This window comes from Bacillus sp. S10(2024), from assembly GCF_050473865.1.
Lineage (GTDB): Bacteria > Bacillota > Bacilli > Bacillales > Bacillaceae_G > Bacillus_A.
This window is the reverse complement of record NZ_JBFLUR010000002.1, coordinates 1,499,345-1,525,949: the sequence shown is the minus strand read 5'-3', so window position 1 is coordinate 1,525,949 and position 26,605 is coordinate 1,499,345. Positions and strand designations below refer to the sequence as shown.

Annotated in this window: 29 protein-coding genes; 24 read left to right on the top strand and 5 right to left on the bottom strand. The window is 34.6% G+C overall.

Going from position 1 to position 26,605, the window contains the following annotated elements; translation table 11 throughout:
* Positions 1–16: 16 nt before the first annotated feature.
* Entirely contained in the window at positions 17–1,231 is a 1,215-nt protein-coding gene (locus AB1280_RS07890; RefSeq protein WP_429755474.1) for an MFS transporter, read from the bottom strand.
* Between the two features lie 194 nt (positions 1,232–1,425).
* Here AB1280_RS07890 and AB1280_RS07885 point away from each other — a divergent pair, with 194 nt between their 5' ends.
* From AB1280_RS07885 to AB1280_RS07875, 3 genes are all read left to right on the top strand, one after another.
* The gene (locus tag AB1280_RS07885) at positions 1,426–3,417 is read left to right on the top strand and encodes a penicillin-binding transpeptidase domain-containing protein (RefSeq protein WP_429755473.1); all 1,992 of its coding nucleotides are present in this window, start codon (positions 1,426–1,428) and stop codon (positions 3,415–3,417) included.
* A 200-nt stretch (positions 3,418–3,617) separates the two neighbouring features.
* Positions 3,618–4,253, top strand: a complete 636-nt coding sequence (locus AB1280_RS07880; RefSeq protein ID WP_429755472.1) for an FMN-dependent NADH-azoreductase — start codon at positions 3,618–3,620, stop codon at positions 4,251–4,253.
* Positions 4,254–4,366: 113 nt separating this feature from the next.
* Complete coding sequence (locus tag AB1280_RS07875) at positions 4,367–5,086, top strand: lysophospholipid acyltransferase family protein (RefSeq protein ID WP_429755471.1); 720 nt, start codon at positions 4,367–4,369, stop codon at positions 5,084–5,086.
* A 41-nt stretch (positions 5,087–5,127) separates the two neighbouring features.
* Here AB1280_RS07875 and trhA read toward each other — a convergent pair whose 3' ends face one another.
* The gene (gene trhA / locus AB1280_RS07870; protein ID WP_272190733.1) at positions 5,128–5,784 is read right to left on the bottom strand and encodes a PAQR family membrane homeostasis protein TrhA; all 657 of its coding nucleotides are present in this window, start codon (positions 5,782–5,784) and stop codon (positions 5,128–5,130) included.
* Positions 5,785–5,976: 192 nt separating this feature from the next.
* Between trhA and tatA the strand changes: the two genes are divergently transcribed.
* The 6 genes from tatA to AB1280_RS07840 all read left to right on the top strand — a co-directional run bounded on the left by tatA (position 5,977) and on the right by AB1280_RS07840 (position 9,980).
* Positions 5,977–6,141, top strand: coding sequence for a twin-arginine translocase TatA/TatE family subunit (gene tatA, locus AB1280_RS07865; RefSeq protein ID WP_035430399.1), 165 nt, complete (start codon positions 5,977–5,979; stop codon positions 6,139–6,141).
* Positions 6,142–6,265: 124 nt separating this feature from the next.
* Complete coding sequence (gene tatC / locus AB1280_RS07860) at positions 6,266–7,021, top strand: twin-arginine translocase subunit TatC (RefSeq protein WP_429755470.1); 756 nt, start codon at positions 6,266–6,268, stop codon at positions 7,019–7,021.
* 154 nt (positions 7,022–7,175) lie between these two features.
* Positions 7,176–7,427, top strand: a complete 252-nt coding sequence (locus tag AB1280_RS07855) for a DUF2535 family protein (RefSeq protein ID WP_020060705.1) — start codon at positions 7,176–7,178, stop codon at positions 7,425–7,427.
* A 153-nt stretch (positions 7,428–7,580) separates the two neighbouring features.
* A complete protein-coding gene (locus AB1280_RS07850) occupies positions 7,581–8,423 on the top strand; it encodes a DegV family protein (protein WP_272190728.1) in 843 nt (280 codons plus the stop codon).
* 406 nt (positions 8,424–8,829) lie between these two features.
* Positions 8,830–9,288 carry a helix-turn-helix transcriptional regulator gene (locus AB1280_RS07845; RefSeq protein ID WP_429755469.1) on the top strand — a complete coding sequence of 153 codons (459 nt, stop codon included), beginning with the start codon at positions 8,830–8,832 and terminating at the stop codon, positions 9,286–9,288.
* Between the two features lie 104 nt (positions 9,289–9,392).
* Complete coding sequence (locus AB1280_RS07840; protein ID WP_429755468.1) at positions 9,393–9,980, top strand: SCO family protein; 588 nt, start codon at positions 9,393–9,395, stop codon at positions 9,978–9,980.
* 28 nt (positions 9,981–10,008) lie between these two features.
* Here the strand turns inward: AB1280_RS07840 and AB1280_RS07835 are convergent, their stop codons facing one another.
* Positions 10,009–10,467, bottom strand: a complete 459-nt coding sequence (locus AB1280_RS07835; RefSeq protein ID WP_272190082.1) for an Hsp20/alpha crystallin family protein — start codon at positions 10,465–10,467, stop codon at positions 10,009–10,011.
* A 394-nt stretch (positions 10,468–10,861) separates the two neighbouring features.
* Here AB1280_RS07835 and asnB point away from each other — a divergent pair, with 394 nt between their 5' ends.
* The 4 genes from asnB to AB1280_RS07815 all read left to right on the top strand — a co-directional run bounded on the left by asnB (position 10,862) and on the right by AB1280_RS07815 (position 14,220).
* Positions 10,862–12,763, top strand: coding sequence for an asparagine synthase (glutamine-hydrolyzing) (gene asnB, locus AB1280_RS07830; protein ID WP_429755467.1), 1,902 nt, complete (start codon positions 10,862–10,864; stop codon positions 12,761–12,763).
* Between the two features lie 244 nt (positions 12,764–13,007).
* Positions 13,008–13,367 (top strand): GNAT family N-acetyltransferase, encoded by a 360-nt coding sequence (locus tag AB1280_RS07825; protein ID WP_272190080.1) that lies wholly within the window; start codon positions 13,008–13,010, stop codon positions 13,365–13,367.
* 16 nt (positions 13,368–13,383) lie between these two features.
* Complete coding sequence (locus AB1280_RS07820) at positions 13,384–13,872, top strand: N-acetyltransferase family protein (protein ID WP_429755466.1); 489 nt, start codon at positions 13,384–13,386, stop codon at positions 13,870–13,872.
* A gap of 12 nt (positions 13,873–13,884) precedes the next feature.
* Positions 13,885–14,220 carry a hypothetical protein gene (locus tag AB1280_RS07815; RefSeq protein WP_429755465.1) on the top strand — a complete coding sequence of 112 codons (336 nt, stop codon included), beginning with the start codon at positions 13,885–13,887 and terminating at the stop codon, positions 14,218–14,220.
* A gap of 558 nt (positions 14,221–14,778) precedes the next feature.
* Here AB1280_RS07815 and AB1280_RS07810 read toward each other — a convergent pair.
* Positions 14,779–15,231: a hypothetical protein gene (locus AB1280_RS07810; protein ID WP_429755464.1), complete on the bottom strand. Its 453-nt coding sequence runs from the start codon at positions 15,229–15,231 to the stop codon at positions 14,779–14,781.
* Between the two features lie 317 nt (positions 15,232–15,548).
* Between AB1280_RS07810 and dat the strand changes: the two genes are divergently transcribed.
* From dat to AB1280_RS07790, 4 genes are all read left to right on the top strand, one after another.
* On the top strand, positions 15,549–16,418 hold the full coding sequence (gene dat, locus AB1280_RS07805) for a D-amino-acid transaminase (protein ID WP_429755463.1): 870 nt from the start codon (positions 15,549–15,551) through the stop codon (positions 16,416–16,418).
* A 116-nt stretch (positions 16,419–16,534) separates the two neighbouring features.
* Complete coding sequence (locus AB1280_RS07800; protein WP_429755462.1) at positions 16,535–17,182, top strand: nitroreductase family protein; 648 nt, start codon at positions 16,535–16,537, stop codon at positions 17,180–17,182.
* 257 nt (positions 17,183–17,439) lie between these two features.
* On the top strand, positions 17,440–17,928 hold the full coding sequence (locus tag AB1280_RS07795) for a hypothetical protein (protein WP_429755461.1): 489 nt from the start codon (positions 17,440–17,442) through the stop codon (positions 17,926–17,928).
* A gap of 131 nt (positions 17,929–18,059) precedes the next feature.
* Entirely contained in the window at positions 18,060–18,608 is a 549-nt protein-coding gene (locus tag AB1280_RS07790) for a cysteine hydrolase family protein (protein ID WP_429755460.1), read from the top strand.
* Positions 18,609–18,650: 42 nt separating this feature from the next.
* Here the strand turns inward: AB1280_RS07790 and AB1280_RS07785 are convergent, their stop codons facing one another.
* Complete coding sequence (locus tag AB1280_RS07785; protein WP_429755459.1) at positions 18,651–19,241, bottom strand: class I SAM-dependent methyltransferase; 591 nt, start codon at positions 19,239–19,241, stop codon at positions 18,651–18,653.
* A 207-nt stretch (positions 19,242–19,448) separates the two neighbouring features.
* Between AB1280_RS07785 and AB1280_RS07780 the strand changes: the two genes are divergently transcribed.
* From AB1280_RS07780 to AB1280_RS07750, 7 genes are all read left to right on the top strand, one after another.
* The gene (locus AB1280_RS07780) at positions 19,449–20,597 is read left to right on the top strand and encodes a histidine kinase (RefSeq protein WP_429755458.1); all 1,149 of its coding nucleotides are present in this window, start codon (positions 19,449–19,451) and stop codon (positions 20,595–20,597) included.
* A complete protein-coding gene (locus AB1280_RS07775) occupies positions 20,594–21,229 on the top strand; it encodes a response regulator (protein ID WP_090911631.1) in 636 nt (211 codons plus the stop codon). The genes AB1280_RS07780 and AB1280_RS07775 overlap by 4 nt, the downstream gene beginning before the upstream one ends.
* 154 nt (positions 21,230–21,383) lie before the next feature.
* Positions 21,384–21,920 carry an NADPH-dependent FMN reductase gene (locus tag AB1280_RS07770; protein WP_336472677.1) on the top strand — a complete coding sequence of 179 codons (537 nt, stop codon included), beginning with the start codon at positions 21,384–21,386 and terminating at the stop codon, positions 21,918–21,920.
* A gap of 1 nt (position 21,921) precedes the next feature.
* Complete coding sequence (locus AB1280_RS07765) at positions 21,922–23,151, top strand: MFS transporter (RefSeq protein WP_429755457.1); 1,230 nt, start codon at positions 21,922–21,924, stop codon at positions 23,149–23,151.
* A 287-nt stretch (positions 23,152–23,438) separates the two neighbouring features.
* Positions 23,439–23,993, top strand: a complete 555-nt coding sequence (locus tag AB1280_RS07760; RefSeq protein WP_429755456.1) for a YdcF family protein — start codon at positions 23,439–23,441, stop codon at positions 23,991–23,993.
* A gap of 101 nt (positions 23,994–24,094) precedes the next feature.
* Positions 24,095–25,048 carry an ABC transporter ATP-binding protein gene (locus tag AB1280_RS07755; RefSeq protein ID WP_429755455.1) on the top strand — a complete coding sequence of 318 codons (954 nt, stop codon included), beginning with the start codon at positions 24,095–24,097 and terminating at the stop codon, positions 25,046–25,048.
* Between the two features lie 3 nt (positions 25,049–25,051).
* Positions 25,052–26,569: an ABC transporter permease/substrate-binding protein gene (locus AB1280_RS07750; protein WP_429755454.1), complete on the top strand. Its 1,518-nt coding sequence runs from the start codon at positions 25,052–25,054 to the stop codon at positions 26,567–26,569.
* Positions 26,570–26,605 lie beyond the last annotated feature (36 nt).

The window sequence follows — 26,605 nt, the reverse complement described above, 5'->3', positions numbered from 1 at the left end:
AGAGAAGATTGGTGTGTTACATACCAATCTTCTTTTGCTGTTGCCTATGATGAAATGTCTTTAGTAAAGTGATGCAGAGAGGAAGTAACATACAGAATCCTGTTACAAAGAAGGCTGTTTTTATGTCAAAGATATCATGTAGTAGTCCAGATAAATAAGCTCCTATTCCTCCGCCTAAAACAGCGAGTAATGTCCATGTTGCAAATACTCGCCCTAAATACTGTTCTTCGCATGACTGTTGAATGTAGATTTGCGCCAATACAACACTTTGATTAAAGGTAATGCCTAGTAAAAAGGTTGCAATGATGCTAAGAACTGGAGAGGGCATACCTAATAAAAGAAATAAAATGCCGCTCATACTTATGAATTTCATATAAGCTTTCTTATTGTTTAGCTGTTCTCGGTATTTTGATACTTGTGTCGCTCCTAATATACCTCCTGCAGCAAAAATTGCTAAATATACTCCCATACTTCCAAGTTTAATCGTGCCCCAATATTGGTTACTCAGTTCTAGCACTAACACTTCAAAAACTTTTCCGCCAAATGCAATTGGAGTCATGAATAAGAGAATATATAAGAGATTTTTTTTCACGAAGACGTATTGAAATCCTTTTAGAGCGTTTATGTGGAAAGGCAGTTGCTGTTGTTTTTCTTGCGCCCCAAATTGGACAAAGGAAATACAGATAAAACTGACAAGAAAAGAAATTGCATCTAAAACAAATAAAAATTGTATATTTCCATTTGTTATCGCATAAATGCCTGTAGCAAGAAGCGGCCCTAAAATGATAGTAATTTGTCCTAATATCGCATTACATGAGTTAGATATATGTAGCGGTGTATGAGATGAAATTTGCTTAAAGGAAGCTTTTGCTGCCGGATCAAAGAAGCGATTGATTATTTGAGAAATAGGGGAAAGAATAAGTAAAAGCCATATATAGTTTGATGAATTTAAAAGAATAAAACAAAAAGAAGTAGCCGCACTTGCCATATCTGTAAATAATATAATCTTTTTCCGGTTATACAAATCAGCGGCTATACCGCCTAACGGAATAGTAAGTAAACTAGCAACGCCGCGGATTATCCATAGAAGACCTACGGAAGATAAAGTATTAGTAAACATGTATGCTGCAATAGATTGTGCAAAGAATGAAAAATGGTTTCCAAGATTAGAAATAAATCTCCCCAAAAAGTATATACAGAGATTATTGTCTTTTCTAAGTGCATGCCACAATTTTAGATTCACTCCTTTCTGATTCTATATTAAGAAAGGAAAAAATAAAAACAAAGGCTTATATAAAAATTTTCTGAATGTTATAATGAGAATATAAAGAACGGCGCATAGTGCGTCGTTTTTTTTGTTGGATTAAATTTATAAAATTGGATTTTTATAGTATGATAGTATTGAAATATAAAGGAGGAAAAAATGTGAAAAAGATATGGGGAATGCTTCTTATTTTTTCATTGCTACTAGTAGTGGGTTGTGGGAAAGAAGAGAAGCCAGAACAAGCGATGGATACATATGTAAAAGCATGGAATGACAAAAAGTTTGATAAAATGTATGGTCAGTTATCAAAAGAGGCAAAGCAGTCCATTTCAAAAGATGATTTTGTAAAAAAATATGAAAATGTGTATACGGGAATTGCGGTGAAAAATTTAAAAGTGGCTGCAGAACCGAAAAAAGAAGATAAAAAAGATGAGAAAAACAATGCGAATGTACCTTTTAAAGTAAGTATGGATACAATTGGTGGAAAAATCTCGTTTGAAAATGAGGCAAAACTTGTGAAAGAAAAAGATGGAGATAAAGACGTTTGGAAAGTGGATTGGAATCCATCATTTATTTTTCCAACTATGAAACAAGATGATAAAGTGCTTGTACAATCATTTTTGCCAAAGCGCGGTGAAATTTATGATCGAAATGGAAGCGGATTGGCTATAAATGGGAAAGGTGCAGAAGTTGGAATTGTACCTGAGAAATTAGGCGAATCAGCACAACAAACGAAAGAAACGTTAGCGAAATTATTACAAACGCCAGTTGAAGATATCGAAAAGAAATTAACAGCGAAGTGGGTAAAACCAAGTTACTATGTACCACTTTCTATTTTACCAGAAGGTGCAAATGAAAAAGATTACATTTCAATGCCTGGTGTAGCGATACGCACAGTAAATGCTCGGACATATCCTTTAGGAGAAGCCGCTGCTCATTTAACTGGCTATATGGGTAAAGTAAATGCAGAGGATTTGAAAAAGTTAGAAGAAAAAGGATATAAGGCTGATGAGCCGATTGGAAAAACAGGCCTTGAAAATGTTTTTGAAGAAAAACTCCGTGGTGAAAAAGGCGGACGTGTTTATATTGCCGATGCAAAAGGAAAAGAATTAAAAGAGCTTGCTAAAAAACAAGCGAAAGATGGCGAAAATATCACCCTTACAATTGATGGGAACTTACAGCAAAAAATTTATGCAGAAATGAAGGGCGAAGCAGGTTCAAGTGCAGCGGTCCATCCGAAAACAGGGGAAACACTTGCGCTTGTAAGTAGTCCATCATACAACCCGAATGTTTATATGAGAGAGTCAGCGAAAGCAGAGCGAGAAGCTTTAAACAATGATCCGAAAAAGCCGATGACAAATCGCTTTACACAAGTATACGCACCGGGCTCAGTTTTCAAACCGATTACAGGAGCAATTGGTCTTGAAACAAAAGCACTTGATCCGAAAGAATCTCTTAAAATTGATGGTATGAAATGGGCAAAAGATTCTTCTTGGGGTAACTATTATGTAACGCGAGTAAAAGATGCAAATCCAGTAGATTTTGAAAAAGCAATGATGTATTCCGATAACATTTATTTTGCGCAGGAAGCATTGAAAATTGGTAAAGATAAATTTACAGAAGAAGCGAAGAAATTTGGACTAGGTGAAAAGTTACCAATTGAATATGGATTTGCAACGTCGCAAATCGCAAAAGATGGCATAAAAGGTGATATTCAACTTGCAGATACAGGATATGGTCAAGGACAAGTTTTAATGTCATCTCTACACGTCGCACTATCATATGCGCCAATTGTAAATGAAGGAAATATTCCATCTCCGCATCTTGTGAAAGATGATAAGCAAGTAAAGGCGTGGAAAGAAAAAGTGATATCTAAAGAGAACAATGATATTTTGAAAAACTCTTTAATAAAAGTTGTAAATGATCCAGAAGGAACGGGTAAAGTTGCAAAATTAGATGGTATTACACTTGCTGGAAAAACAGGAACAGCTGAATTAAAAGAATCAAAAGATGCTGATGGAAAAGAGTTAGGATGGTTTGTTGCATTTGATGCAAATTCTCCAAATATGATTATCACAATGATGATTGAAGATGTAAAAGGAAGAGGCGGAAGTAGTATTCCGGCTGAGAAAGTAAAGCATGTGTTTCAATAGTAATCGAAAAGGAGTTGTCTCGTTTATAAGCGAGATAACTCCTTTTCTATATGGTTATTTACTTACTAAAAAAAAGCAACTATTTTTTCATTGACAAGAAAGCGTTAATTAGGTATTATTACTTACGTAAGGTAAGTAATTTACTTTTTTATTAAAAATCTCGAATTGAAGATATCTATGAAAAAGGGAGAGAAATGAACATGTCAAAAGTATTATTTATTACAGCAAATCCAAATCCAGCAGAAGTATCATTCGGTATGGCGGTAGGAGAAGCATTTATTGAAGCATACAAACAAGCGAATCCTCAAGATGAAATTTTAACGATTGATTTATTCCATACAAACGTACCTGCAATTGATGGTGAAGTGCTTGCTGCTTGGGGGAAACTTGGAGCAGGAGAAGGCTTTGAAACATTAAGTGAAAGCCAACAACAAAAAATTGCAGCTATGAACGGAAACTTAGAAACATTTATGCATGCAGATAAATATGTATTCGTAACACCGATGTGGAATTTAAGCTATCCACCAGTTGTAAAAGCATACTTAGATAACCTATCAATTGCAGGAAAAACATTTAAATATACTGAAAATGGTCCGATCGGTTTATTAGAAGGCAAAAAAGCACTTCATATCCAAGCGACAGGCGGTGTGTATTCTGAAGGCCCGTATGCAGGAGTGGATTTTGGACGCAATCACTTAAAAGCAATACTAGGCTTTATGGGAGTAACGGATGTCGAATATATCGCAGTAGAAGGTATGAGCGCAAATCCTGCGCAAGCACCTGAAATTAAAGAAAGAGCTATTGAAAAAGCTCAAGAGTTAGCAAAACAATTCTAATCTATTATATTATGAAAAATGTCCAAACGATTGTCGTTTGGACATTTTTTCTTCTTTTTCCTTCGTTTGTCTAGTATAATGAAGAACGGAATGACAATATGTGGGGGTTCTATATGATTCAGACGTTTTTTAAAATTTTGTACTTAATTTTAATTGTAATTGGTATTACACCAAGAATGTGGCGTTTAAAACGAAAGATACATACACTACCAGTACAAGAAAAAGATCAGCTAGTGTATCAAACAACAAATTGGTTTGGCAAGAAGATGATTCATGTAGTTGGATCAACAATACAAGTGAATGGACTCGAAAATGTGCCACAAGATAAGCCGGTACTGGTTGTAAGTAATCATCAAAGTGATATGGATATTCCTGTTTTACTAGGATATTTAAATAAGCCAATTGGCTTTGTTTCGAAAGTAGAAATTAAAAAGTTTCCACTTGTTTCAACATGGATGGAAATGATGAATTGTGTATTTATGGATCGTAAAGATCGACGTCAATCGTTGCAAGCCATTAAAAATGGGATTGAACTGTTAAAACAAGGGCACTCTATCGTGATTTTCCCTGAAGGTACTCGTAGTAAGGGTGGTGAAATGGGAGAATTTAAGGCTGGTAGTTTCCATCTTGCTGTAAAAGCGGGTGTAGCGATTTTACCTGTAACATTGGACGGAACGTATAAAATGTTTGAAGCAAACGGTAATCGAATGAAGCCGGCGCATGCAACAGTCACAATTTCGAAACCAATCACTGCAGAACAATATGAAAATATGGATATTAAAGAATTAGCGAAATATACGCAAGATATTATTGCAAGTCAGTTAAAAAAGTAAGTAAAAAAGGTCTCAGCTATAATAAAAGCTGAGACCTTTTCTTATGCTACAGGTAATACATAAAATAAAACGCAGAAAAACATCATCGTGCTTCCGCCTAATACGAAGACGTGCCAAATTGCATGGTTAAATGGGAGCTTCTCCCATAGGAAGAAGATAGCACCGACAGAGTATAAAATTCCGCCAATTAATAATAATGAAAAACCGCTCCCCGTTAAGTTTTCATATAGTGGTTTAATAGCAACGATAATGAGCCATCCCATCAGGACGTAAAATAAAGTTGATAATTTAATAAAGCGACGTACAAAAAAGATTTTAAAAATGATTCCTGCAATTGCAAGTGTCCATATAATTGCAAGTAATGTCCAGCCTAGTGGTCCGCGTAGTGTAACTAGTAAAAATGGTGTATATGTGCCAGCAATTAACAAATAGATGGCTGAGTGATCTAAAATGGTGAATAATTTTTCCACTTTTGGATGATGGATGCTATGTAATAGCGTTGAACATAAATACAGTAAAAACATGCTCACACCATATACAGTAAAGCCTACAATTGCTGATGCAGTTCCATGTTTTGATGCATGAATAATTAAAATAATTAACGCAGGAATACTTAAAATGGCACCGATGCCATGTGTAATTGCATTTGCAATTTCTTCTTTAACAAATTGAGTCATTCGAGTCATTTTTTTAGTCATGTTTCGACCTCTTTCTCATGAGTGAAATGAAGAGTATAGTTTCATTCACCATATCATATACAACAGGAATAGGAAATAAAAAATGTATAAATATTATATTTTCAAATTTTTCAGACAAAAAACAATGGATACATTGACGTTTACAGACTTTTTTGACAAAATGAAATTAATTGAAGATAAGGGGGAAGCAGTATGCCGAATATTGGGTTTCCAGGATTAATTTTAATTTTAATTTTAGCATTAATTATTTTTGGACCAAAGAAATTACCGGAAATTGGACGAGCATTTGGAGAAACCTTAAAAGAATTTAAAAAATCTGCAAAAGGTCTGCATGATGATATAGACGAGAAAAAATAAAGTTTTTTATCAGTAAGAAGGAGTTCCTGCTTATTATTAGTTAAATGAAACGGATGGCTACGGCCGTTTGTGAGGGGAAAAAGGTGTAAGAGGAGCTTGCATCTTTTTCCCAGTTACCAGAGAAATGGGTGAGAATATGAACAATCACGAAATGAGCATAGTAGATCATCTTGGGGAGTTGCGAAAACGACTTATTATTACAGCAGTGGCATTTTTATTTTTCCTTATTATTGGTTTTTCTTATACGAAAGAGATTTATAGTTTTATTGTGAAAGATTTACATATGAAATTAACAGTTCTTGGGCCAAGCGATATTTTGTGGATTTATTTTGTTATTGCAGCTGTGTTTTCAATCGTATGTACTATTCCAATCGCATCCCTACAGCTTTGGTTATTCGTCAAGCCAGCATTGCTTCCGCATGAGCAAAAAATGACGCTATTATACGTACCAGGATTATTTATATTATTCATTGGTGGACTATGTTTCGGATACTTTATTATTCTACCATTTGTACTCAATTTTTTAGTTAGTCTTGGTGATGAAATGTTTCAAACGATGTTTACAACAGACAAGTATTTTTCTTTTGTTATGAACATGACCGTACCATTTGCTGTAATTTTTGAATTGCCTGTTGTAACAATGTTTTTAACGAGCATTGGGATTTTAAATCCAGTAGCACTACAAAAGATTAGAAGATATGCATACTTTATATTAATTGTTATTGCGGTTTGTATTACACCACCTGATTTTATTTCGGATTTTTCCGTAGCAATTCCACTGTTAGTAATTTATGAATTAAGTATTACGATGTCAAAAATTGTATATAAAAGAAAGATAAAACGAGAATTACAATCTTCATCGAAAAGTGCCTCTTTATGACGGGCACTTTTTTTATTTCTTTGTTATACTATTAATGTAAGCGTATACAATATAAAGAAGAAAAAAATAAAGCTTCTCCAAAATTTAGACAAACTTTTTGTCTTTGTCGGTTTATACTAACATTATAAATCAAAAAAAAAAGAGGATTGATATCGTGATTATGAAGAGTTTTTATTTCACTCATCCAACAGGAAAGTGCGTAAAAGTGGTTGAAATTCCAGTATTACAAACACAGCACCCATTAGCGTTTCAAATTCAGTCGCGTCTTCAGCTCTTTATTTCTAAAATACAAAAACAAAAACAACCAAGGTTTTCGTACTCATTTCGAGAATATTTGCAGAGTTGCTTAAAATGGAATGATTATTCAAATGTATATGAAATAAATACGTTAGAAAAAAATGCATAGGAAAAACTCGCGGCAGAGAAAAAGAGCTCTGCCGCTTTCTTTTTAGGCATAAAAAACAAGAATTTCGTTGGAAAATTACCTTAAACTGTTGAAAGCAGTAGGATTACTAGTATAATAACAGGGAGAGCGTAGTGGAAAGGGAAGAAATAAAACATGCAAAAAATTAAAATTGTCACAGACTCAACGGCGGATTTATCACCAGATGTGATTGAGAAATATGATATTCATGTTATCCCATTATCAATTTCTGTGAACGGACAAACTTATTTAGATCGTGTAGATTTACAACCAGATGAGTTTATTGAAGAAATGCAAAAATCAGAAGAATTACCTAAAACATCGCAGCCAGCAGTTGGCTCATTTGTAGAATTGTATGATCGCTTAGGAGAGGACGGTAGTCAAGTTCTTTCAATTCACTTAACAAATGGATTAAGCGGGTCAGTTGCAACGGCAAATAGTGCAGCAACAATGACAGATACAAAAGTAACAGTAGTAGATTCTTTATTTATTAGTCATGCTTTGGCTTATCAAGTAATTGAAGCAGCGAAAATGGTGCAAGAAGATCGTTCTTTAGAAGAAATTTTAAAACGTATTGAAGAAGTTAGAAAAAACACACGTCTATTCGTTGTTGTTGATACGTTAGAGAACCTTGTGAAAGGCGGTCGTATCGGTAAAGGAAAAGCAATGATTGGATCTTTATTGAATATTAAGCCAGTTGCTAGTATTGACGATGGAGTCTATAATCCGATAACTAAAGTACGTAGCCAAGGACAAATTGTAAAAACTTTGACGAAAATATTTGAAGAGGATATAGCTGGTAAAACAGTAAAAGCAGTTGCGATTCCACATGCAAAAGCATTACCATTAGCGCAGAAAATGAAAGAAGCAGTTGAAAAAATTAGTGGATTTACACAATCTGAAATCTTTTTTACAACACCTGTTATTAGTACACATACAGGTGTTGGAGCAATTGGATTTTCGTATTTTGCAGAATAGAAAAAAGCTACTTGATTATATTCAAGTAGCTTTTTTCGTGATAGATAAATATTTTTAATTTTAAAGGTGCATGGATTTTGCATGCTATACATGCGTATTTGCTATTTCCACCTTTGGGTCAGGAGGAGAATGAGTTATATATGCTTGCTTAAGAAATAAAATATGTAATTCTTCTCATGGAAGCATTCGTAAATTCTAATTGTTGTGAAGTCTTGTGATACCTTCTTTTGGAGAAATATGCAACCATTCAGGTTTATAAGCACCAATTGGTATGAGGATGATATCGATTGAAAAGTGTTCTCCAGTTTCTTTAAAACTACAAAAGAAGTAAATAAAATTGACTAAGTATTAAAAAAGTGTAAAAATACAACAGGGTATTGTTTGCATAAAAAGAAGGGGTGTTCAAATGAATAAAGACAAAGTAGTACAAATAATTGCAAAAAAAATGAAACTAATTCGAACAGAACATAATTATACACAAGAAGAAATGGCAGAAATTTTAGGTCTTTCTAAAAAGACGCTTGTTCAAATTGAAAAAGAGCGCATTTTGCCTTCGTGGACGACTGTTGTTGCGATATGTGCCTTGTTTCAAAGCAGTGAAGTATTACAGGTTGCATTTGGTGGGTCTGCTCTTGAAGTTGTTCAAACAATTGCTCACGATCAAATGGAATATAAAAAAGAAAAAACGATGGGCGGACAGATATGGTGGAAGGAAATTGAGAGCAGAGGAGATTTCTGTTTACAACAAAACATTGTTAGCCAACATTATCGGATTTTAGACGATGAAAATTATAGATGGTTCAGCACATTTCATAAAGAAGAGGCGCTTGAAAAATTAGTACGATTTAGTGAACAAGTAAAGTAAACTGTTTTCTCATAGTGTTTACCTTTGCTACAATAAAGTGAACCTTCCGTTAGTATGGGATAAAAGAGATGGTTATATTTTGAAGGAGAGAAGGGTGTTTTATAATGAAGCGATTTCAAAAATGGATTGGACTTCTTACTGCCATTTGTTTGCTAGTCTTAGCCGGATGTAGTTCAGGATCAAAACTTCGCAAGCCGTTAAATTGGGATGTTCAAAGTTTTCAATACATAAATCAAAATGGTGAGAAATTTGGTTCAAAAGATTTAAAAGGAAAAGTGTGGGTAGCAGATTTTGTATTTACAAATTGTCAAACCATATGTCCGCCAATGACAGCGAATTTGGCGAAGTTGCAAAAGTTGGCGAAAGAAGAAAAACTAGATGTTCAATTTGTATCGTTTAGTGTAGATCCAGAGGTAGATACGTCTGAAAAGTTAAAAACATTTGTACAGAAATTTACTGATGACACGAAAAATTGGAATTTGTTAACCGGATATTCGCAAGATGACATTGAAAAATTTGCGAAAGACAATTTTAAAGCGTTTGTTGATAAACCAGAAAATCAAGATCAAGTTATACATGGTACAAAATTTTATTTAGTGGATCAAAATGGTAAAGTGATGAAGGAATATAGTGGTATGAATAAAACACCATACGATGATATATTGCGTGATATTAGACGCTTAACACAATGAAAAAAGGATGCGGATGAGCATCCTTTTCTTATTCAATCGATAAAATATCGTGTTGCTGCGGTAGTTTAGGTGCACGAATTTCTAATATGCCATTTTGATAGGAAGCTTTTGCTTGTTTTTTGTTAATTGGATAAGGTAATTTAATAACGCGAGAAGCTTCCGTCATTGTGCGTTCGCGTCGATAATAATTAGGCGATTCATTTATTTCTTCGCCTAAAACATCTTCTTTTACGGCAATCTTTAAGTATTCACCTTCTATCTCAATTTGAATTTGTTGTTTTTGGATACCAGGAAGTTCAGCTTTTATAACTAGGTTTTCTTCTACTTCAAATAAATCAACAGGAAATGTTACTAAACGGTTTCCTTTTTGGAAAAAGTGGTTCATATCTGCAATAACATCGCGTAGCGGAGTTTGTTCGAAAAAATCATCAATTTGTTTTAAGTAACTTCGAAATTGTGGACGTGAAGGCTTTCTTTCATCACTCATCATTTCTCCTCCTCAAGATAAATCTGAAATATCATATGACAAAAACGCCTAAACGTGAGTATGATTTTTCAGGTAAGTAAAAAATTAGGAATTGATGAAAGGTAAGAATAGAATTGTTTTATATAATTACAAATTGAAAAAGCGGCAGAAAACATCTTTTTTAGGTGAGCTTGAGTAGGTGACCATATACAGGAGCAGTCAAAGCCTTTTTTCAAAAGGAAAAGGAGAAAACGAGAAAAGTATTTTTTATTTTGCATAGCAGTGATGAATATGTTGAAAAAACATAATGGATTTATGTACTTTTTGTCGCCATATTGCTATGATTATGCTAGTATAAATAGGGTTGATATTGTAGTATAGAAAAAGAATGAAAACCGAAAGAGGGTAAGAAAGTATGTGTGGTTTTGTAGGATGTTTATGTGAAAACCCTAGAGGGTTTTCGGAAGAAGAAAAACATCAATTTGAAAATATGAATACGATTATCTTTCACCGTGGTCCAGACGATGAAGGGTACTTCCGTGATGAACATGTACAATTTGGCTTCCGCCGTTTAAGTATTATTGACTTAGAGGCAGGGCATCAGCCGTTAACGTATGAAAATGATCGCTATGTAATTATTTTTAATGGTGAAATTTATAACTATGTAGAACTTCGCGAAATGCTTCTTGAAAAAGGGGCAACATTTGCGACACAGTCTGATACAGAAGTAATCATTTCGTTATATGCTCATATGAAAGAAAAATGTGTAGATTACCTTCGTGGTATGTTTGCATTTATGATTTGGGATCGTGAAGAGAAAAAGCTTTTCGGTGCACGTGATCATTTCGGTATTAAACCACTTTACGTTGCACAGCACGAGGATACAACATTTTTTGCATCTGAAAAGAAAAGTATCCTACATGTGATGGAAGATAAAGGGGTAAACCCAGCTTCTCTGCAACACTACTTTACGTATCAATATGCTCCAGAGCCTGAAACGTTAACAGTTGATATTAACAAAATTGAGCCAGGACATTACTTTGTGAAAGAAATTGGAAAAGAAATGGAAGTTCGTCGTTATTGGCAGCCATATTTCAATGCATCTGACGCAACGAAAGAAGAGCATATTCAAGCAATTCGTGACGTATTATACGATTCCGTGAAAATGCATATGCGCAGTGATGTACCAGTAGGTTCATTCTTATCTGGTGGTATCGATTCATCGATTATCGCATCTATCGCTAAAGAAATGAATCCAAATCTATTAACTTTCTCTGTTGGTTTTGAACGTCGTGGCTTTAGTGAGGTTGACGTAGCAAAAGAAACAGCAGAAAAATTAGGTGTGAAAAACTATAGTGTATTCGTAACACCACAAGAATTTATGGATGAATTCCCAAAAATTATGTGGCACATGGATGACCCATTAGCGGATCCGGCAGCTGTACCATTGTACTTCGTTGCAAAAGAAGCGCGTAAACATGTAACAGTGGTTCTTTCTGGTGAAGGTTCAGATGAGTTGTTTGGCGGATATAACATTTATCGTGAGCCAAACTCTTTAAAAATGTTCTCTTACATCCCTAGCCCAGGAAAACGTGTGTTAAAAGCGTTAAGTGGTGCATTAAAAGAAGGATTCAAAGGGAAAAGCTTCTTAGAGCGTGGATGTACACCGATTGAAGAGCGTTACTATGGAAATGCAAAAATCTTCCGTGAAGAAGAAAAGGCAGCACTTATGAAGCACTACAATGAGAGTGTGAATTACATGGATATCACGAAGCCGTTGTATGATGATATCAAGAACTATGACGATGTAAGTAAAATGCAATACATTGATATGTTCACATGGCTGCGCGGTGACATTTTATTAAAAGCGGATAAAATGACAATGGCACATTCGTTAGAACTTCGTGTACCATTTTTAGATAAAGAAGTTTTTGATGTTGCATCTAAAATTCCAACAGAATTAAAGATTGCAAATGGTACAACAAAAGCGATTTTACGTGAAGCAGTACGCGGCATTGTACCGGATCACGTATTAGATCGTAAGAAGTTAGGTTTCCCAGTACCTATCCGTCACTGGTTAAAAGATGAAATGCATGATTGGGCTGTAAATATCATTAAAGAAAGCAAAACAGAGCATTTAATTGATAAGCAGTACGTATTAGACTTATTAGAAGCACATTGTGCAGATAAAGGTGATTACAGCCGTAAAATTTGGACAGTCCTTGCATTTATGGTGTGGCACCAAATTTTTGTTGAACATAAATATGATACAAATGCGTTTCATGAAGAAACAAAGCGCGCTTATAGCTTAGTATAAAGTGAAACTTTAATCAGTGAGTCGGGGCTTTATCACCTCACTGATTATCAGCCCTCACCAATCGGGCTTTTAAGGGCAGTTTATCTCCACCTTACTTCTTTGCTTCCACTGAATTTTCAGGTGGGAGTATTACTGCCCGCGAATAGCGGGATAAAGAAAAAACCTTAAGATAGCATCTATCTTAAGGTTTTTTTCATAAATACTTGTCCTACCCGATACAATAATAATAAGGAGTGAAATACATATGTTAACGTTTGAAAAGATAACAGACGAAACAAAGTTAGTAGTAGAAGAAATGTTTTCTTCTTATGATTTACCAATTCGAGATGTAGGGTATTGTATAAAAGCAGATGATACATATATAGGTATCATTGACTACACTGTGCAACATGAGAAGGCGCTATTATCGTATCTTCTTATTCATCATGATTATGAAGGATACGGATATGGAACGAATGCGTATTATACGTTTGAAGAAATAGTAAAAAGTGAACATATGAAGGAGATTCAAATATTATGTATAGATAAAAACGAAAGAATAGAATCGTTTTTTGGACAACTCGGTTTTCAAAAAAATAATGATGTTTGCATAAAGAAATTGTAATGGGGGAGACAAAGCAATGGAAATTCGTAATGCATATAGAGAAGATGTAAGAAATATTTTACACATATATAATGATGCAGTTATACATACAACCGCTACATTTGATTTACAAGAGAAGACATTAGCAGAAATGAATGTGTGGTTTGAGGCGCATACTGAAATGTATCCGATCATTGTTGCAGAGGAGGAGGGTAGCATAATTGGGTATTGTTCTTTATCACCATTTCGTGAGAAAGAAGCATATAAGCAAACGGTGGAAATTTCAGTATATGTGGAAAAACATGCACGTGGGAAAGGGATAGCAAGGAAATTGATCAGGTGCATACTTCAATTGGCAGAAGAGGCAGAGCATCATGCTATTATTGCTGGAATTACAAAGGGAAATGATATAAGTGTGAAACTGCATGAACAGATGGGATTTACATATGTAGGATGCTTTCGAGAAGTTGGCTATAAGTTTAATGAATGGCAAGATGTGTTGTTTTATCAATATATCATAAAATAAGGTGGTAGGTGTATGGGGATGACACTAGCGCTTATTGTAGTTCTTTGTTGTTTTTTGTTTGCAGAGATCTTTCAATTTTTCATAAGAAAAATATTAAGAAAGAGACGTACACCATATGAATTGCAGTATTTCCCGCTATTTTTAATGTTGTTTCTAATGCTATATAGTTTGCAAAAAGTCACTCTTTTTCCACCAACCATTGCAATTTTCTTGAAATTTGGTTTGCTATATAGCTATATCGGAATGGGAATCTTATGTAGTTTATTTTGGCTGAGGTATGTTCACTATCAAAGTTATATTTTGATTTTAAATTGGTTGAATCGAGATGATGGAAACCGTCTTTCATAAGATGGTTTTTGTCTAGCGTTGTAATTTTATAAATAAAATAGGATGAGCGCTTCAGCCGATCTATTTCCCTCTTATATTAAATACACTTTATATTAAGTTGGAAGGAAAGAACACAGGACCTATGGATTTTTTTATTTTAACTTTAGGAAATGAAGTGAAACCTCTTTAAAAACACCTAGGGTTTCTTGTGATTTACAAGAGATCCTAGGTGTTTTTGAGTAGAGAGTTTTTGACTTGAAACTTTTTATTATGACAATTTCTTCATATAATACCGTCTTCTTTTATGTGTTCGCAATAAAAGATGTTGTTTTTTGTGAACTTTTTTCTTCCACCGCTGGCTATAAAAATGAATTGAACGAACAATTAGGGGAGAAAATGCTCCACTGAAATTATTATACCCCTCCAATAACCCCAAGTTATTTCCTCCTTTTAGGAGATGAAAAACAATGAGCATCAATAGTTTGCGTCTAATATTGTATGCTTTTATATCCAATATGAGCAAGTCTTTTTGAAGAATTTAATTACTAATAACATTGGTTATTAGTATGTGGTAATAATTTAATTCGTTGTAATTTTATCTTGTACAAATTTATATATGATTTGAAATTGTTCGTCTGGAATATGGGTAACACGCTCTTCTTTTACGGAAGGAGAAAGAGGTTCTTCGAGATAAATTGCATTTGTTTTTATCCCTAAAATATGACCAGTACGAGCGGTGCAACTTGTAAAATCACGGTAGTGTATGGTATGACATTTCACGCTTAAACCTTGTTGTTCACCCATAATAATTTGTCTATCCGTAAAGAATAAAAAGCCAATTGCTGTATGACGAAATGCGCCTGTCGATAAATAATAGAAGCATTCGTTAGGTGCTAATTCTCTCCTTAATGTTGCAACCGCATATAAATAGAATTGCTGCATATTTGCTGGAAGCTTAGACGCTTCTGATTCTAACTGCTCATAAGTGAAACAGTCATAGTTTGTTTGAATAGATAAATTTTGGATATGCACATGTGTTCTCCTTTTGAATATTTTAACATAACGATATTATTATAAAACAAAATTCACTGTAGATAAATTAGAAAATCTGGTAATTTCAAATTTGTAACGTTGTTTTTATATTTTATATAAAAACAAATTGAAAAAACTTCTTTCTTTTTATGTAGATGAGAACATTTGGCCATGCATAACAGAATTTTATATGTAAAAAGCAAATTCGCTAGTAAAAGGAGAAAATATTTTTTGGTAATCAAAAGTTAGAATATTGTTTCTCTTTAGGTAATTTAGGTTGTACAATGGGAATATATATGAAAAGGAGGCGAGTAACAATGCACAGTGCTTATAAAGATTGGATTTTATTTAATGGAAGTATTATAAATACGAGAGAGAAAGAACCAATGATTTCATTAGATGAGCGAGGATTACAGTTTGGAGATGGAGTATATGAAGTATTTCGTTTATATGATGGAAAGCCTCATTTATTAGATCTCCATTTAGATCGTTTTTTCCAATCTATGAAAGCAATTGAATTAGAACCGCCCTTTACAAAAGAAGAACTTATTTCTCAGTTGCAGCAATTGATTGAGAAAAATCAATTTGAAGAGGATGGAAATGTATACATTCAAATTTCAAGAGGTGTTCAACCTCGAAATCATTTGTTTGAATCCAATCTTCAGCCTACATACTACGCAAATATCGTACCATTTCCAAGGCCAGATACTTTAATGGAAAACGGAATTAAAGCAACAGTTGCCGATGATATACGTTGGCATTTTTGTCATATAAAATCACTTAATTTACTTCCGAATATCATGATTAAAAATAAAATTGCAAAAGAAGGTTATTACGAAGCGATTCTAATTCGTAATGGCATTGTAACAGAAGGGTGTCATTCTAATTTCTTTATTGTTAAAAATGGAACTCTGATTACACACCCTGCGAACCAGTTTATTTTGTATGGCATTACACGTCATCATGTCATTTCGTTAGCAAAACAATTGCATATTCCGGTAGAAGAACGTCAATTTTCTCTTCATGAGGTATATGAAGCAGATGAATGCTTCTTTACCGCTACACCAATTGAAATTGTACCCGTGACGCAAATTGGGGAAGCTTGGTATCAAACGGGAGAACAACGACTTATAAGAAAGTTGCAAGCGGCATATAAGGAGAGTGTGTATAGGGTTAATGTAAATTAGATGCTACAAACGAGTAAATATGAAAAAGGCTGGAATATCTCCGGCTTTTTTCATTATATGATATAATCAGTCAGGTAGAGATTTTGAAAACGTTATAAAAGGGGATTTTGAATCGTATGGATTATCAAGCATTTAAAGATATTATTCACGGCCGTCGCAGTGTTCGGAAATTTACTGACCAAGACGTTCCTGTGGAAGATATCGAAGAAATTATTGATTGTGCGAGATATGCACCGAGTGATACAAATTCACAAACATGGGAATTTGTCGTGATTATGAACCGAGACAAAATTAAAGATATAGAAGAAATGACATGGAATGCGCTACATACGCGAGCTGAAGAAGCTACGCAAAAAGGAGAGGAAAAAGCAGGGAGATTATTGACTCGCTCTTTCGGACCATATGCAACAGCATTTTCAGATGCACCGGTTTTAATTATTTGCTTAGCAACGCCATATCAATCGAAATTTCGGGAAAAGATTTTTGATCCGATTGAGTTTGTTCCAGAGTCTGTTTGGGAAGAAGAAGGCATTAAAAGTAGTTGCTTAGCCTCACAAAACTTAATGCTTGCAGCGCATGCCAGGGGCCTTGGTACATGCCCGATGACAGGACCAGTGTTATTAGCGCAAAACGAGCTAAGAGACTACTTCCAAATTGAATCTGATAAACAAATCAATATGGTAATTGCATTAGGATATCCGAAAGAGCAGCCGAAAAAACTAGCTCGAAAAGCAGTAGCAGAAATTACAACATTTATTCGATAATATAATCTCTTTATTAGTAAGAAGAGAAAGATTGAAATAATCTTAGTTATAAGGACTAAGATTATTTTTTGTGGAGATGAATAGTGAAAATAGATTTACTAAAAATTTCTTGAAGAAATAATGGTGATAAACAGGGAATAAGTGTGGTACATTTAATGGTGTAATGAGAGAATTTGTTTATGAAAGTAATATGTGTATATATTTAAGAATTATTTTTGTATAATAAATTATACATTGAGATACAGGGGGAATGGATTTTGAAAAAATTCATAATCACTGGATTATCTGTTATGTTGTTAGTAGGTTGTGGAGTAACAGAAGAAAAGAACGTTAAGGAAGAAAAACAACAGGAACGAGCTGTTAATGCACAGCAAGAAATAAAATATTCATTCCCAGAAGGGGTAACTTCAGTTGGTGAAGGAAAATTCAAAATTGTTACACCAGATGGTACATCGGAAAATGGGAATGTACCTGTAGTATTTATAAAAAAAGATACGCTTATCCAACAAGTTGAAATTGAAGTTGCAAATTTCCAAGAGGATAAAGAAATATTTGTATACATCGATAAACAATTTGAAGACAAGCATGAAGTAAATAAATTAGCGCAAACGACAATCGCGTTAAAGGAAGAGACACTACAACCAGGTATCCATACCGTAACAGTAATTCAGTATGAAAATAATGATCCAAATGGAAAAGTAATCAACTTTGTCCAGGCGCAGCTTGAAAATAAACCAGCACAGTAAGAGGAAATCTGCTTTATAAGCAGGTTTCTTTTTCTTTTATAGGGATTTTTATTATACATGTCGAATATGTAATAAAACGTCGTTATAACACGTTTTCTATTGTTTACTGTGAAACGAAAGGAAGAGAAAAGATGAAACGAGTACTTATAAATATTGATTATACATATGATTTCGTCGCAGAAGATGGAGCTTTGACATGTGGTAAACCTGGGCAAGTTATAGAAAAGAACATTGTAGAAATAACGAAGCGGTGTATTGAAAATGGAGATTATGTTGTATTTGCTGTTGATAAACATGTAGAAAATGATTTATATCATCCAGAGAGACAATTATATCCACCTCATAATATAGAAGGAACAAAGGGAAGAGACTTATACGGTGAATTACAAAAATTATACGAAATACATAAAGATGATGAAAATGTATATTACATGGATAAAACAAGGTACAGCGCCTTTGCAGGAACAGATTTAGAAATTAAACTTAGAGAAAGAGGGATACAAGAAGTGCATCTTGTTGGTGTTTGTACGGATATTTGTGTGTTACATACAGCAATTGATGCCTATAATAAAGGATTCCGCATTGTAATTTACGAAAACGCAGTTGCCTCATTTAATCAACAAGGGCATGAATTTGCCCTGCAGCATGTAAAGTCTTGTCTACAAACTACAGTAAAATAGGAAGAAACGACCGCCAGAAAAATAAAAATTTTGGCGGTTTCGTTATTTTCTTGCAATTATACAAATTGAACCTCTATACTCATAAAATACTACGTTGCTAAATCCCGTTTCTTTCAATAATTTTTCTATATCTTCTTTTGTTTTGAATTTTTTCATATGATAATTTATTTTATATAGCTCAGCTGCGATAATAAAATAGCCATTTGATGTGAGGACCCGAAATACTTTTTTTACATCATTCTCTAAATTTGGCCAAAAATAATGTGTTTGAAAAGCAGTAATAATATCAAAAAAGTCATTTGAAAAAGGCATATCCGATACGCTTGCTTGTTCTATAAGCACTTTCCCTAAATCTATATCTTTTTTATTCAGTTTGATAGAGTTTTCTACTGCTTGTTTGGAATAATCAATACCATATATTTTTCCGTCCTGATTCATTTTCGAGAGAGTATGTATTGTTTTTCCACCGCCGCAACCTATATCGAGCATTCTTGCACGCTCGCTAATTTTAACCTTGCTTAAAGCCCATTTTGTCATACTAGTATGAGCTACATTCATGATGCATAACATAGATGCCCCTACAAAACCTCTTGGATTTTTAGCTTGTTCTATTAATTTAGTCAATACACTCAATTTTATATCACCTTTCTTAATTATTTCATATAAAAATTTTTTATGGAGCTTCTAACTGTATATGTTTCTTTATACTTTTTTCAAATTCCTTTCTTATGGTACAGGGTATTTGGAAGAATATCACATAAAAATCAAAGAGAATAAAATTGGTATAGGGGCTGTATTTTATTTATAGTATTTAGAAATTTCTTAATGTTATAATAGGAAATGGTGATGAACATGAATGAAAATGATAGACAAATGCATCGATTGCAAGCGTTAAAAGAAATTGCGGAGTTATTAAATGAAGCGACTAATTTGCAGCAAATGTTAGAAAAAGTCCTGCATACGCTCTTGCAAGTGATGGATTTACAAACAGGATGGATTTTTTTTATTGATGAAAAAGGAACGCATCGAATGCTCGTTGATACAAAATTACCACCAGCACTTACATGGGAAGAAAAGAAACCAATGTGCGAAGGTGATTGTTGGTGTATTGATCGATTTGTTGCGGGGCGTTTGCAAAAAGCAACAAATATTATTGAATGTAAGCGTATAGAAGATGCGATTAAATATGAATGGGGAGAAACAGAGAGTATTACGCATCATGCGACGATTCCACTTCAGGCAGGAGGGGAGAAGTTTGGATTATTAAATGTTGCTTCTCCTCATAAAACGTACTTTACAGAAGAAGAATTAGCTTTATTAGAAGCGATTGCTTTTCAAATAGGGACAACGATTCAACGGATTAGGCTAGTTGAGAAGGAGCGGAAATATGTAATCGTTGCAGAAAGAAATCGCCTAGCACGTGATTTACATGATTCTGTAAAGCAACTTCTCTTTTCCATTATGTTAACGGCTAGAGGAACAATGGATATGACGAAGAATACAGAATTAAAGGAGATGTTAACGTATATAGGAGAGTTATCACAAGAGGCGCTGCAAGAGATGACATTATTAATTTGGCAGTTACGGCCTGAAGGTTTAGAAAAAGGTCTTGCTGAAGCAATTCAAAATTATGGGAAGTTTCTTGGTATCCATGTAATTATGCGAATTGATAGGGTTATTTCGATGGATGATGAAATAGAAGAAATGTTATGGCGTGTTAGTCAAGAAGCACTTCATAATTGTAAAAAACACGCTTCTTGCGAAAACGTATTTGTACATATAAAAATAGAAAACAATATGTTGAAGTTTCAAATTGAAGATGACGGAGTCGGATTTATGAAAGAGAAAGTAAGAGATTCTGCGCTTGGTTTGAAAAATATGCAAGAGCGTGTTGAGTTAATGAAAGGGAAGTTTCATATTCAAACGAAACTAGGTGAAGGAACGAAGATTGAGATTCAGTTACCAGTTCAAAGGGGAGACATGTATTGAAAATTAAATTACTGCTTGTAGAAGATCATCATATTGTCCGAAGAGGACTTGTTTTCTTTTTAAAAACAAAAGAAGAATTTGACATTATTGGTGAAGTGGGAGATGGAGAAGAGGCATTACAATTTATTCAAACAGAACGACCTGATGTTGTATTAATGGATGTGTCAATGCCGAAAATGGACGGAATTGAAGCAACGAAGCGTATAAAACAATATGACTCATCTATTAAAATACTGATGTTAAGCAGTTTCTCAGAACAAGATTATGTTCTTCCAGCAATGGAAGCAGGTGCAGATGGATATCAATTAAAAGAAGTGCAGCCCGATCAACTTGTAGCTTCTATTATTGCAGTTCATCAAGGTAATGCTAATTTTCATCCAAAAGTAACGCCTGCCTTATTAGGTCGCCCTGCGGCAATTGAGAGCAAGCAAGATCACTTGTCTATGTTAACGAAGCGCGAAAAAGAAGTGTTGCGAGAAATAGCCAAAGGGAGAAGTAATAAAGAAATTGCGTCAGAACTACATATTACAGAACAAACTGTGAAAACGCATGTTTCAAATGTCCTAGCTAAATTACATGTAGATGATCGAACGCAAGCAGCCTTGTATGCGGTAAAACATGGCGTTGTATAGGAAAAGTAATGACAGAAACTCATACGAAAGTATGAGTTTCTGTTTTGTTTTTTCATACTATTTTCTCAACTGGTTTCCGCCTTTCTTCCGGTTTATAAGAGGGAATTTTCTGATAAGATAAATATAGAAATTCAAACAAGGGAGAGAAATAATCATGAAACTAGTTGTCATTAACGGTACGCCACGTAAATTTGGTAAAACTCGTGTCATTGCAAAGCATATTGCACAGACTTATAACGGAGAATTATATGATTTAGCTGTTGAAGCGCTTCCGTTATATAACGGAGAAAATTCTCAATATGAATTACAAGCAGTAACAAAATTAAAGAAACTTGTTAAAGAAGCAGATGGTGTTGTCCTATGCACGCCGGAATATCATAATGCGATGAGCGGTGCACTGAAAAATGCATTTGATTTTCTTGGAAGCAGCGAGTTTATGCATAAACCGGTTGGGCTTCTTGCAGTTGCAGGCGGAGGTAAAGGTGGTATAAATGCCTTAAATAGTATGCGCATCGTGGCAAGAGGCGTATATGCGAATGTGATTCCGAAACAAGTTGTTATTGATAGTCTTCATGTACAGAACGGAGAATTAGGGGAAGATGCGAAACCGCTAATTGCGGATTTGCTAAAAGAATTGAGAGGGTACATGAGCATTTTTCCAGAACTGAAAAAACAGTTAGGAGCTGATTAATTTGTCATCTCTTTACCGTGATTCTCGGTTGTACTATATTCTTGGAGCCAATAGCCTATCAGCGATTGGCTCTGGGATTACGATGATTACAATTTCGTGGCTGCTTGTAACGGCGCCTGGTGGCAATACAATGTTTGGTTATATTTCGATTATGGCTACACTTGTTATGTTTTTGTGTACACCGTTTATCGGACATTGTATTGATCGCTTTTCTCGTAAAACGTTACTTTTAGTGAATGAAGCCATTGGAGCAATCGCAGTCTTTGTTATGGTATATTGGGGATTTACAGGTCACTCCTATGAAACAATCCATTACATTGTGCTGTATATAGCGGGTTCGTTTTATTATCTAGTATTTTATCCGAATATTTTCGCATTTAACCAAGAAGTGTTTGCGCCAGAGCATTATAAATCACTTAGTGGTACGATGGAAATACAGGGACAATTGACACAAGTTATCGCTGGTGCCGTTGCTAGTTATATGATTTCAATTGTTGATGTCAAATGGATCCTGTTTATTAACATGTTAGCATATGTAGGAGCATTTATTTTATTATCGTTTATTCCGTATACAAAACAGAGAACAAAAGTGGGGAAACAACCATTCGTAAAACAAATTTTTGAAGGTGTTCATTTTATGAAGCAAAGAAAGCGATTATTTTGGTTTTTATTTGCGACATATATGCCGTTTATCGGTGTGATGATGACAAATTATTTAATGCCTGTATACATTTCAGACGTATTAAAGGCAAATGGATCAGTATATGGAACAGAAGGAATGATGTACGGAATTGGTGCGATGCTTGCGGGAATTGGCATTCCAATTCTTATGAAATATGTAAAAACAGAAGTATCTATTGTATTCACAATGCTCATATATACAATTTCAATTACCGTAATGATCATACAACCATCCGTTTACTTGGTATACGGCCTTGCTATTTTTAAGGCGATGGGAAATGCCGGCACACGTGTTGCACGAAGTGTGCTTATGATGGAAGAGGTTCCAAATGAAATAATTGGGCGTGTTGATAGTCTATTTCGATTTGTTGGTACAGGTGTACGAGTTATTCTTCTTATTGCCTTTACAACGTTTGTGTCTCAAATCGGCGTTATGGTTCCGTTTTATGCACTGAGCATATTATTAATTGGTGCAACGTGTATTGGGATTTCATATGTGAAAATGCAGCAGAAAGAACGAATTCACATTACCAATAAAACGGTTGTATAGTAACGAATCTAATACACATCCTATAAATATAACATTTAAAAAAGGTGTGAAAAGATATGGGAAAAACAAAGGCATTAGGTTCAGCAAAGCATAAAGGCAATCAAACGCAAGATCATACTTCTTCAAAGAAAGCACGCAATGCTCAAAATGCAGGACAGCGTCAAGGATAGGGAGCGTAGCGAGGATTGTCTCCTCGCTATTTTTTTGAATTTTAAATAGAAATAGGTAAATTACTTCTGTATGATCTCTTTCTTTTATATAATATAAAAAAGGGAGAGAATTGCTATATGAATAAATGGTTATTATTACTGTTGTTATTGCCGCCAGTATACGTTGTGTATATTACGTATCGTATGAAGAAAATTGCTAATGAGAAAGTTAGTCATACAGCACCGCATGTTTTAATTTTAGGTGCAAAATTAATTGGCGATAAACCATCGTTATCACTACAAAACCGATTAGATGTAGCGCTAGGCTATTTACATTCGCATCCAAAAGTAAAAGTAGTTGTGTCTGGTGGGCAAGGAGACGATGAAGATATTTCAGAGGCTCTTAGTATGAGTCGATATTTAATGGGAAACGGTATTGGAAAAGAAAGAATTTTACTTGAAGATCGTTCTACAAGTACATATGAAAATCTAAAGTTTTCTAAGGAGCTATATGATGTGAACCATGCGGTTGTAGTAAGTAACACGTATCATTTATACCGGACGAAAATCATCGCAGACCGCTTAGGTATGAAGATGGAAGCACTTGCTGCACCAACGCCAAAGCATTCGCGAAAAAAGGCATATATACGTGAGTATGCGGCAATCATAAAGACAATTTTAAAAGATTATTAGAGCTCAAGATAGAGCTCTTTTTATTTTGAAAAGACAAATCATTTGAAAATAGCTCAAACTTCCTTGAAAATAGAGGAAAGAATGAAAAAGGAGTTGTGTATGTGATTCGATTTGAACACGTTTCAAAAACGTTTGATGATAAAACAAAGGCTGTAGATTCCTTGCAGCTAGAGATCCGTAAAGGAGAATTTTTTGTTTTAATTGGCCCGAGTGGATGTGGAAAGACAACGACGATGAAAATGATTAATAGATTAATTGAAACAACAGAAGGTTCAATTTTTATTGATGGGAAGAACATCCGGGATTATAACATTCATGAATTACGATGGAACATTGGGTATGTTTTGCAACAAATTGCGCTTTTTCCGCATATGACAATTGCAGAAAACATTGCGGTTGTACCAGAAATGCGCAAATGGAGTAAAGTAAAAATCGAAAAGCGTGTTGATGAGTTATTAGAAATGGTTGGTTTAGATCCACATATATATAGGGAACGTATGCCAGATGAATTATCTGGCGGTCAAAAGCAGCGCGTTGGTGTTGTGCGGGCACTTGCTGCCAATCCGAAAATTATTTTAATGGATGAACCGTTTAGTGCGCTTGACCCTTTAAGCCGTGAGCAGCTGCAGCGTGATTTAGTAGACTTGCAAAAAAAGATTCAAAAAACAATTGTTTTCGTAACTCATGATATGCAAGAAGCGTTAGCGCTTGGTGATCGTATTTGTATAATGAAAGATGGAAAAGTTGTCCAACTTGATACGCCAGAAGTCATTTTACAAAATCCTGCAAATACATTTGTAGAAGAGTTTATTGGGAGACCACGATTATCTTGGTATGATCATAGAAAAGTAGAAGATATAGTATCAATATTAACGAAAGAAGGAAAACAAGGTGATGGTCATCCACTTTCGACTGAAGTGGCCCTGTATGATGCTTTGCTTCGTTTAGAACATGAAAAAGAAATACCTATCGAAGAAAACGGTACATATATCGGTACATTAACAAGCCAACATATCGTTCAATACATAGTAGAGCAAATGAAAGTGAGGGCATAGACAGTGACAACCTTTTTACAAACAATGAAAGAGCGTAAACAAGAACTGTTAACTGCCCTTTTGGAACATTTGCAAATTTCGTTGATTGCGTTATTTTTTGCTATTTTTATCGCAGTTCCGCTTGGAATTTTGTTAACAAGAAAAGAGCGTATTGCTGAATGGGTAATTGGTACTTCTGCTGTGATGCAAACGATTCCTTCTTTGGCACTACTTGGGTTATTAATTCCGTTAGTTGGTATTGGGAAGGTCCCAGCTATAATTGCCCTTGTGATTTATGCACTGCTTCCTATTTTAAGAAATACATACACAGGGATTCGTGAATTAGATTCGTCGCTTATTGAGGCAGCAAAAGCGATGGGGATGAACAATTGGAGACGTTTATGGAAGGTAGAAATACCACTTGCTTGGCCTATTATTATGGCAGGGATTCGAACAGCAATGGTACTAATAGTTGGTACAGCGACTTTAGCTGCTTTAATTGGGGCAGGGGGGTTAGGGAAGCTTATTCTGCTTGGGATTGATCGAAATGACCATGCTCTGATTTTGTTAGGCGCAATTCCAGCTGCATTATTAGCATTATTTTTTGATGGTGTGCTGCGCATGACCTTGCATGTAAGACGTTCACCAAGGCGAACAATTGTTACAATTGCCGTTGTAGTCGGAATCATCATCGCACCATTTCTTTGGAGTACACAAAAGAAAGATATTATAATTGCTGGTAAGCTTGGTTCGGAACCGGAAATTTTAATTCAAATGTATAAACAATTAATCGAACAGGATACAGATTTAAATGTGGAGGTAAAACCAGGATTCGGAAAAACATCTTTTGTATTTGAAGCGTTAAAATCTAAAGAAATTGATATTTATCCAGAATTTTCAGGAACGGCTTTATCGACTTTCGTAAAAGAAACACCCAAAAGTACAGATCGTCAAGAAGTATATGAGCAGGCCCGAAATGGGATGGAACAAAAATTTAATATGAAGCTATTAAAGCCAATGCAATATAATAACACGTACGCATTAGCAGTACCAAAACAAATAGCGATGCAGTATAACATCAAGACAATTTCTGATTTGAAAAATGTTTCTTCTCATATGAAAGCTGGATTTACACTTGAATTTGCAGATCGTGAAGATGGATATAAAGGAATACAAACACTTTATAATATACAGTTTCCTAATTTAAAGACAATGGAACCGAAGTTGCGATATAGTGCCATTCAATCTGGTGATGTGAATCTCATTGATGCCTATTCAACAGATAGTGAATTACAGCAATACGGCCTGCAAGTGCTAGAAGATGATAAAGGGCTGTTTCCACCATATCAAGGAGCACCATTAGTACGTGAAGAAACGTTAAAGAAATATCCCGAAATTGAAAAGTCATTAAATAAACTTGCGGGGAAAATTACTGACGAAGAAATGCGTAAAATGAATTATGAAGTGAACGTAGGAGGGAAAGTCGCAGAGAATGTAGCAAGAGAATTTTTACAAAAAGAAGGATTATTGAAATGGGATTAATTTACAAATACATAAAAAAAGTCGTTTATGATAAGA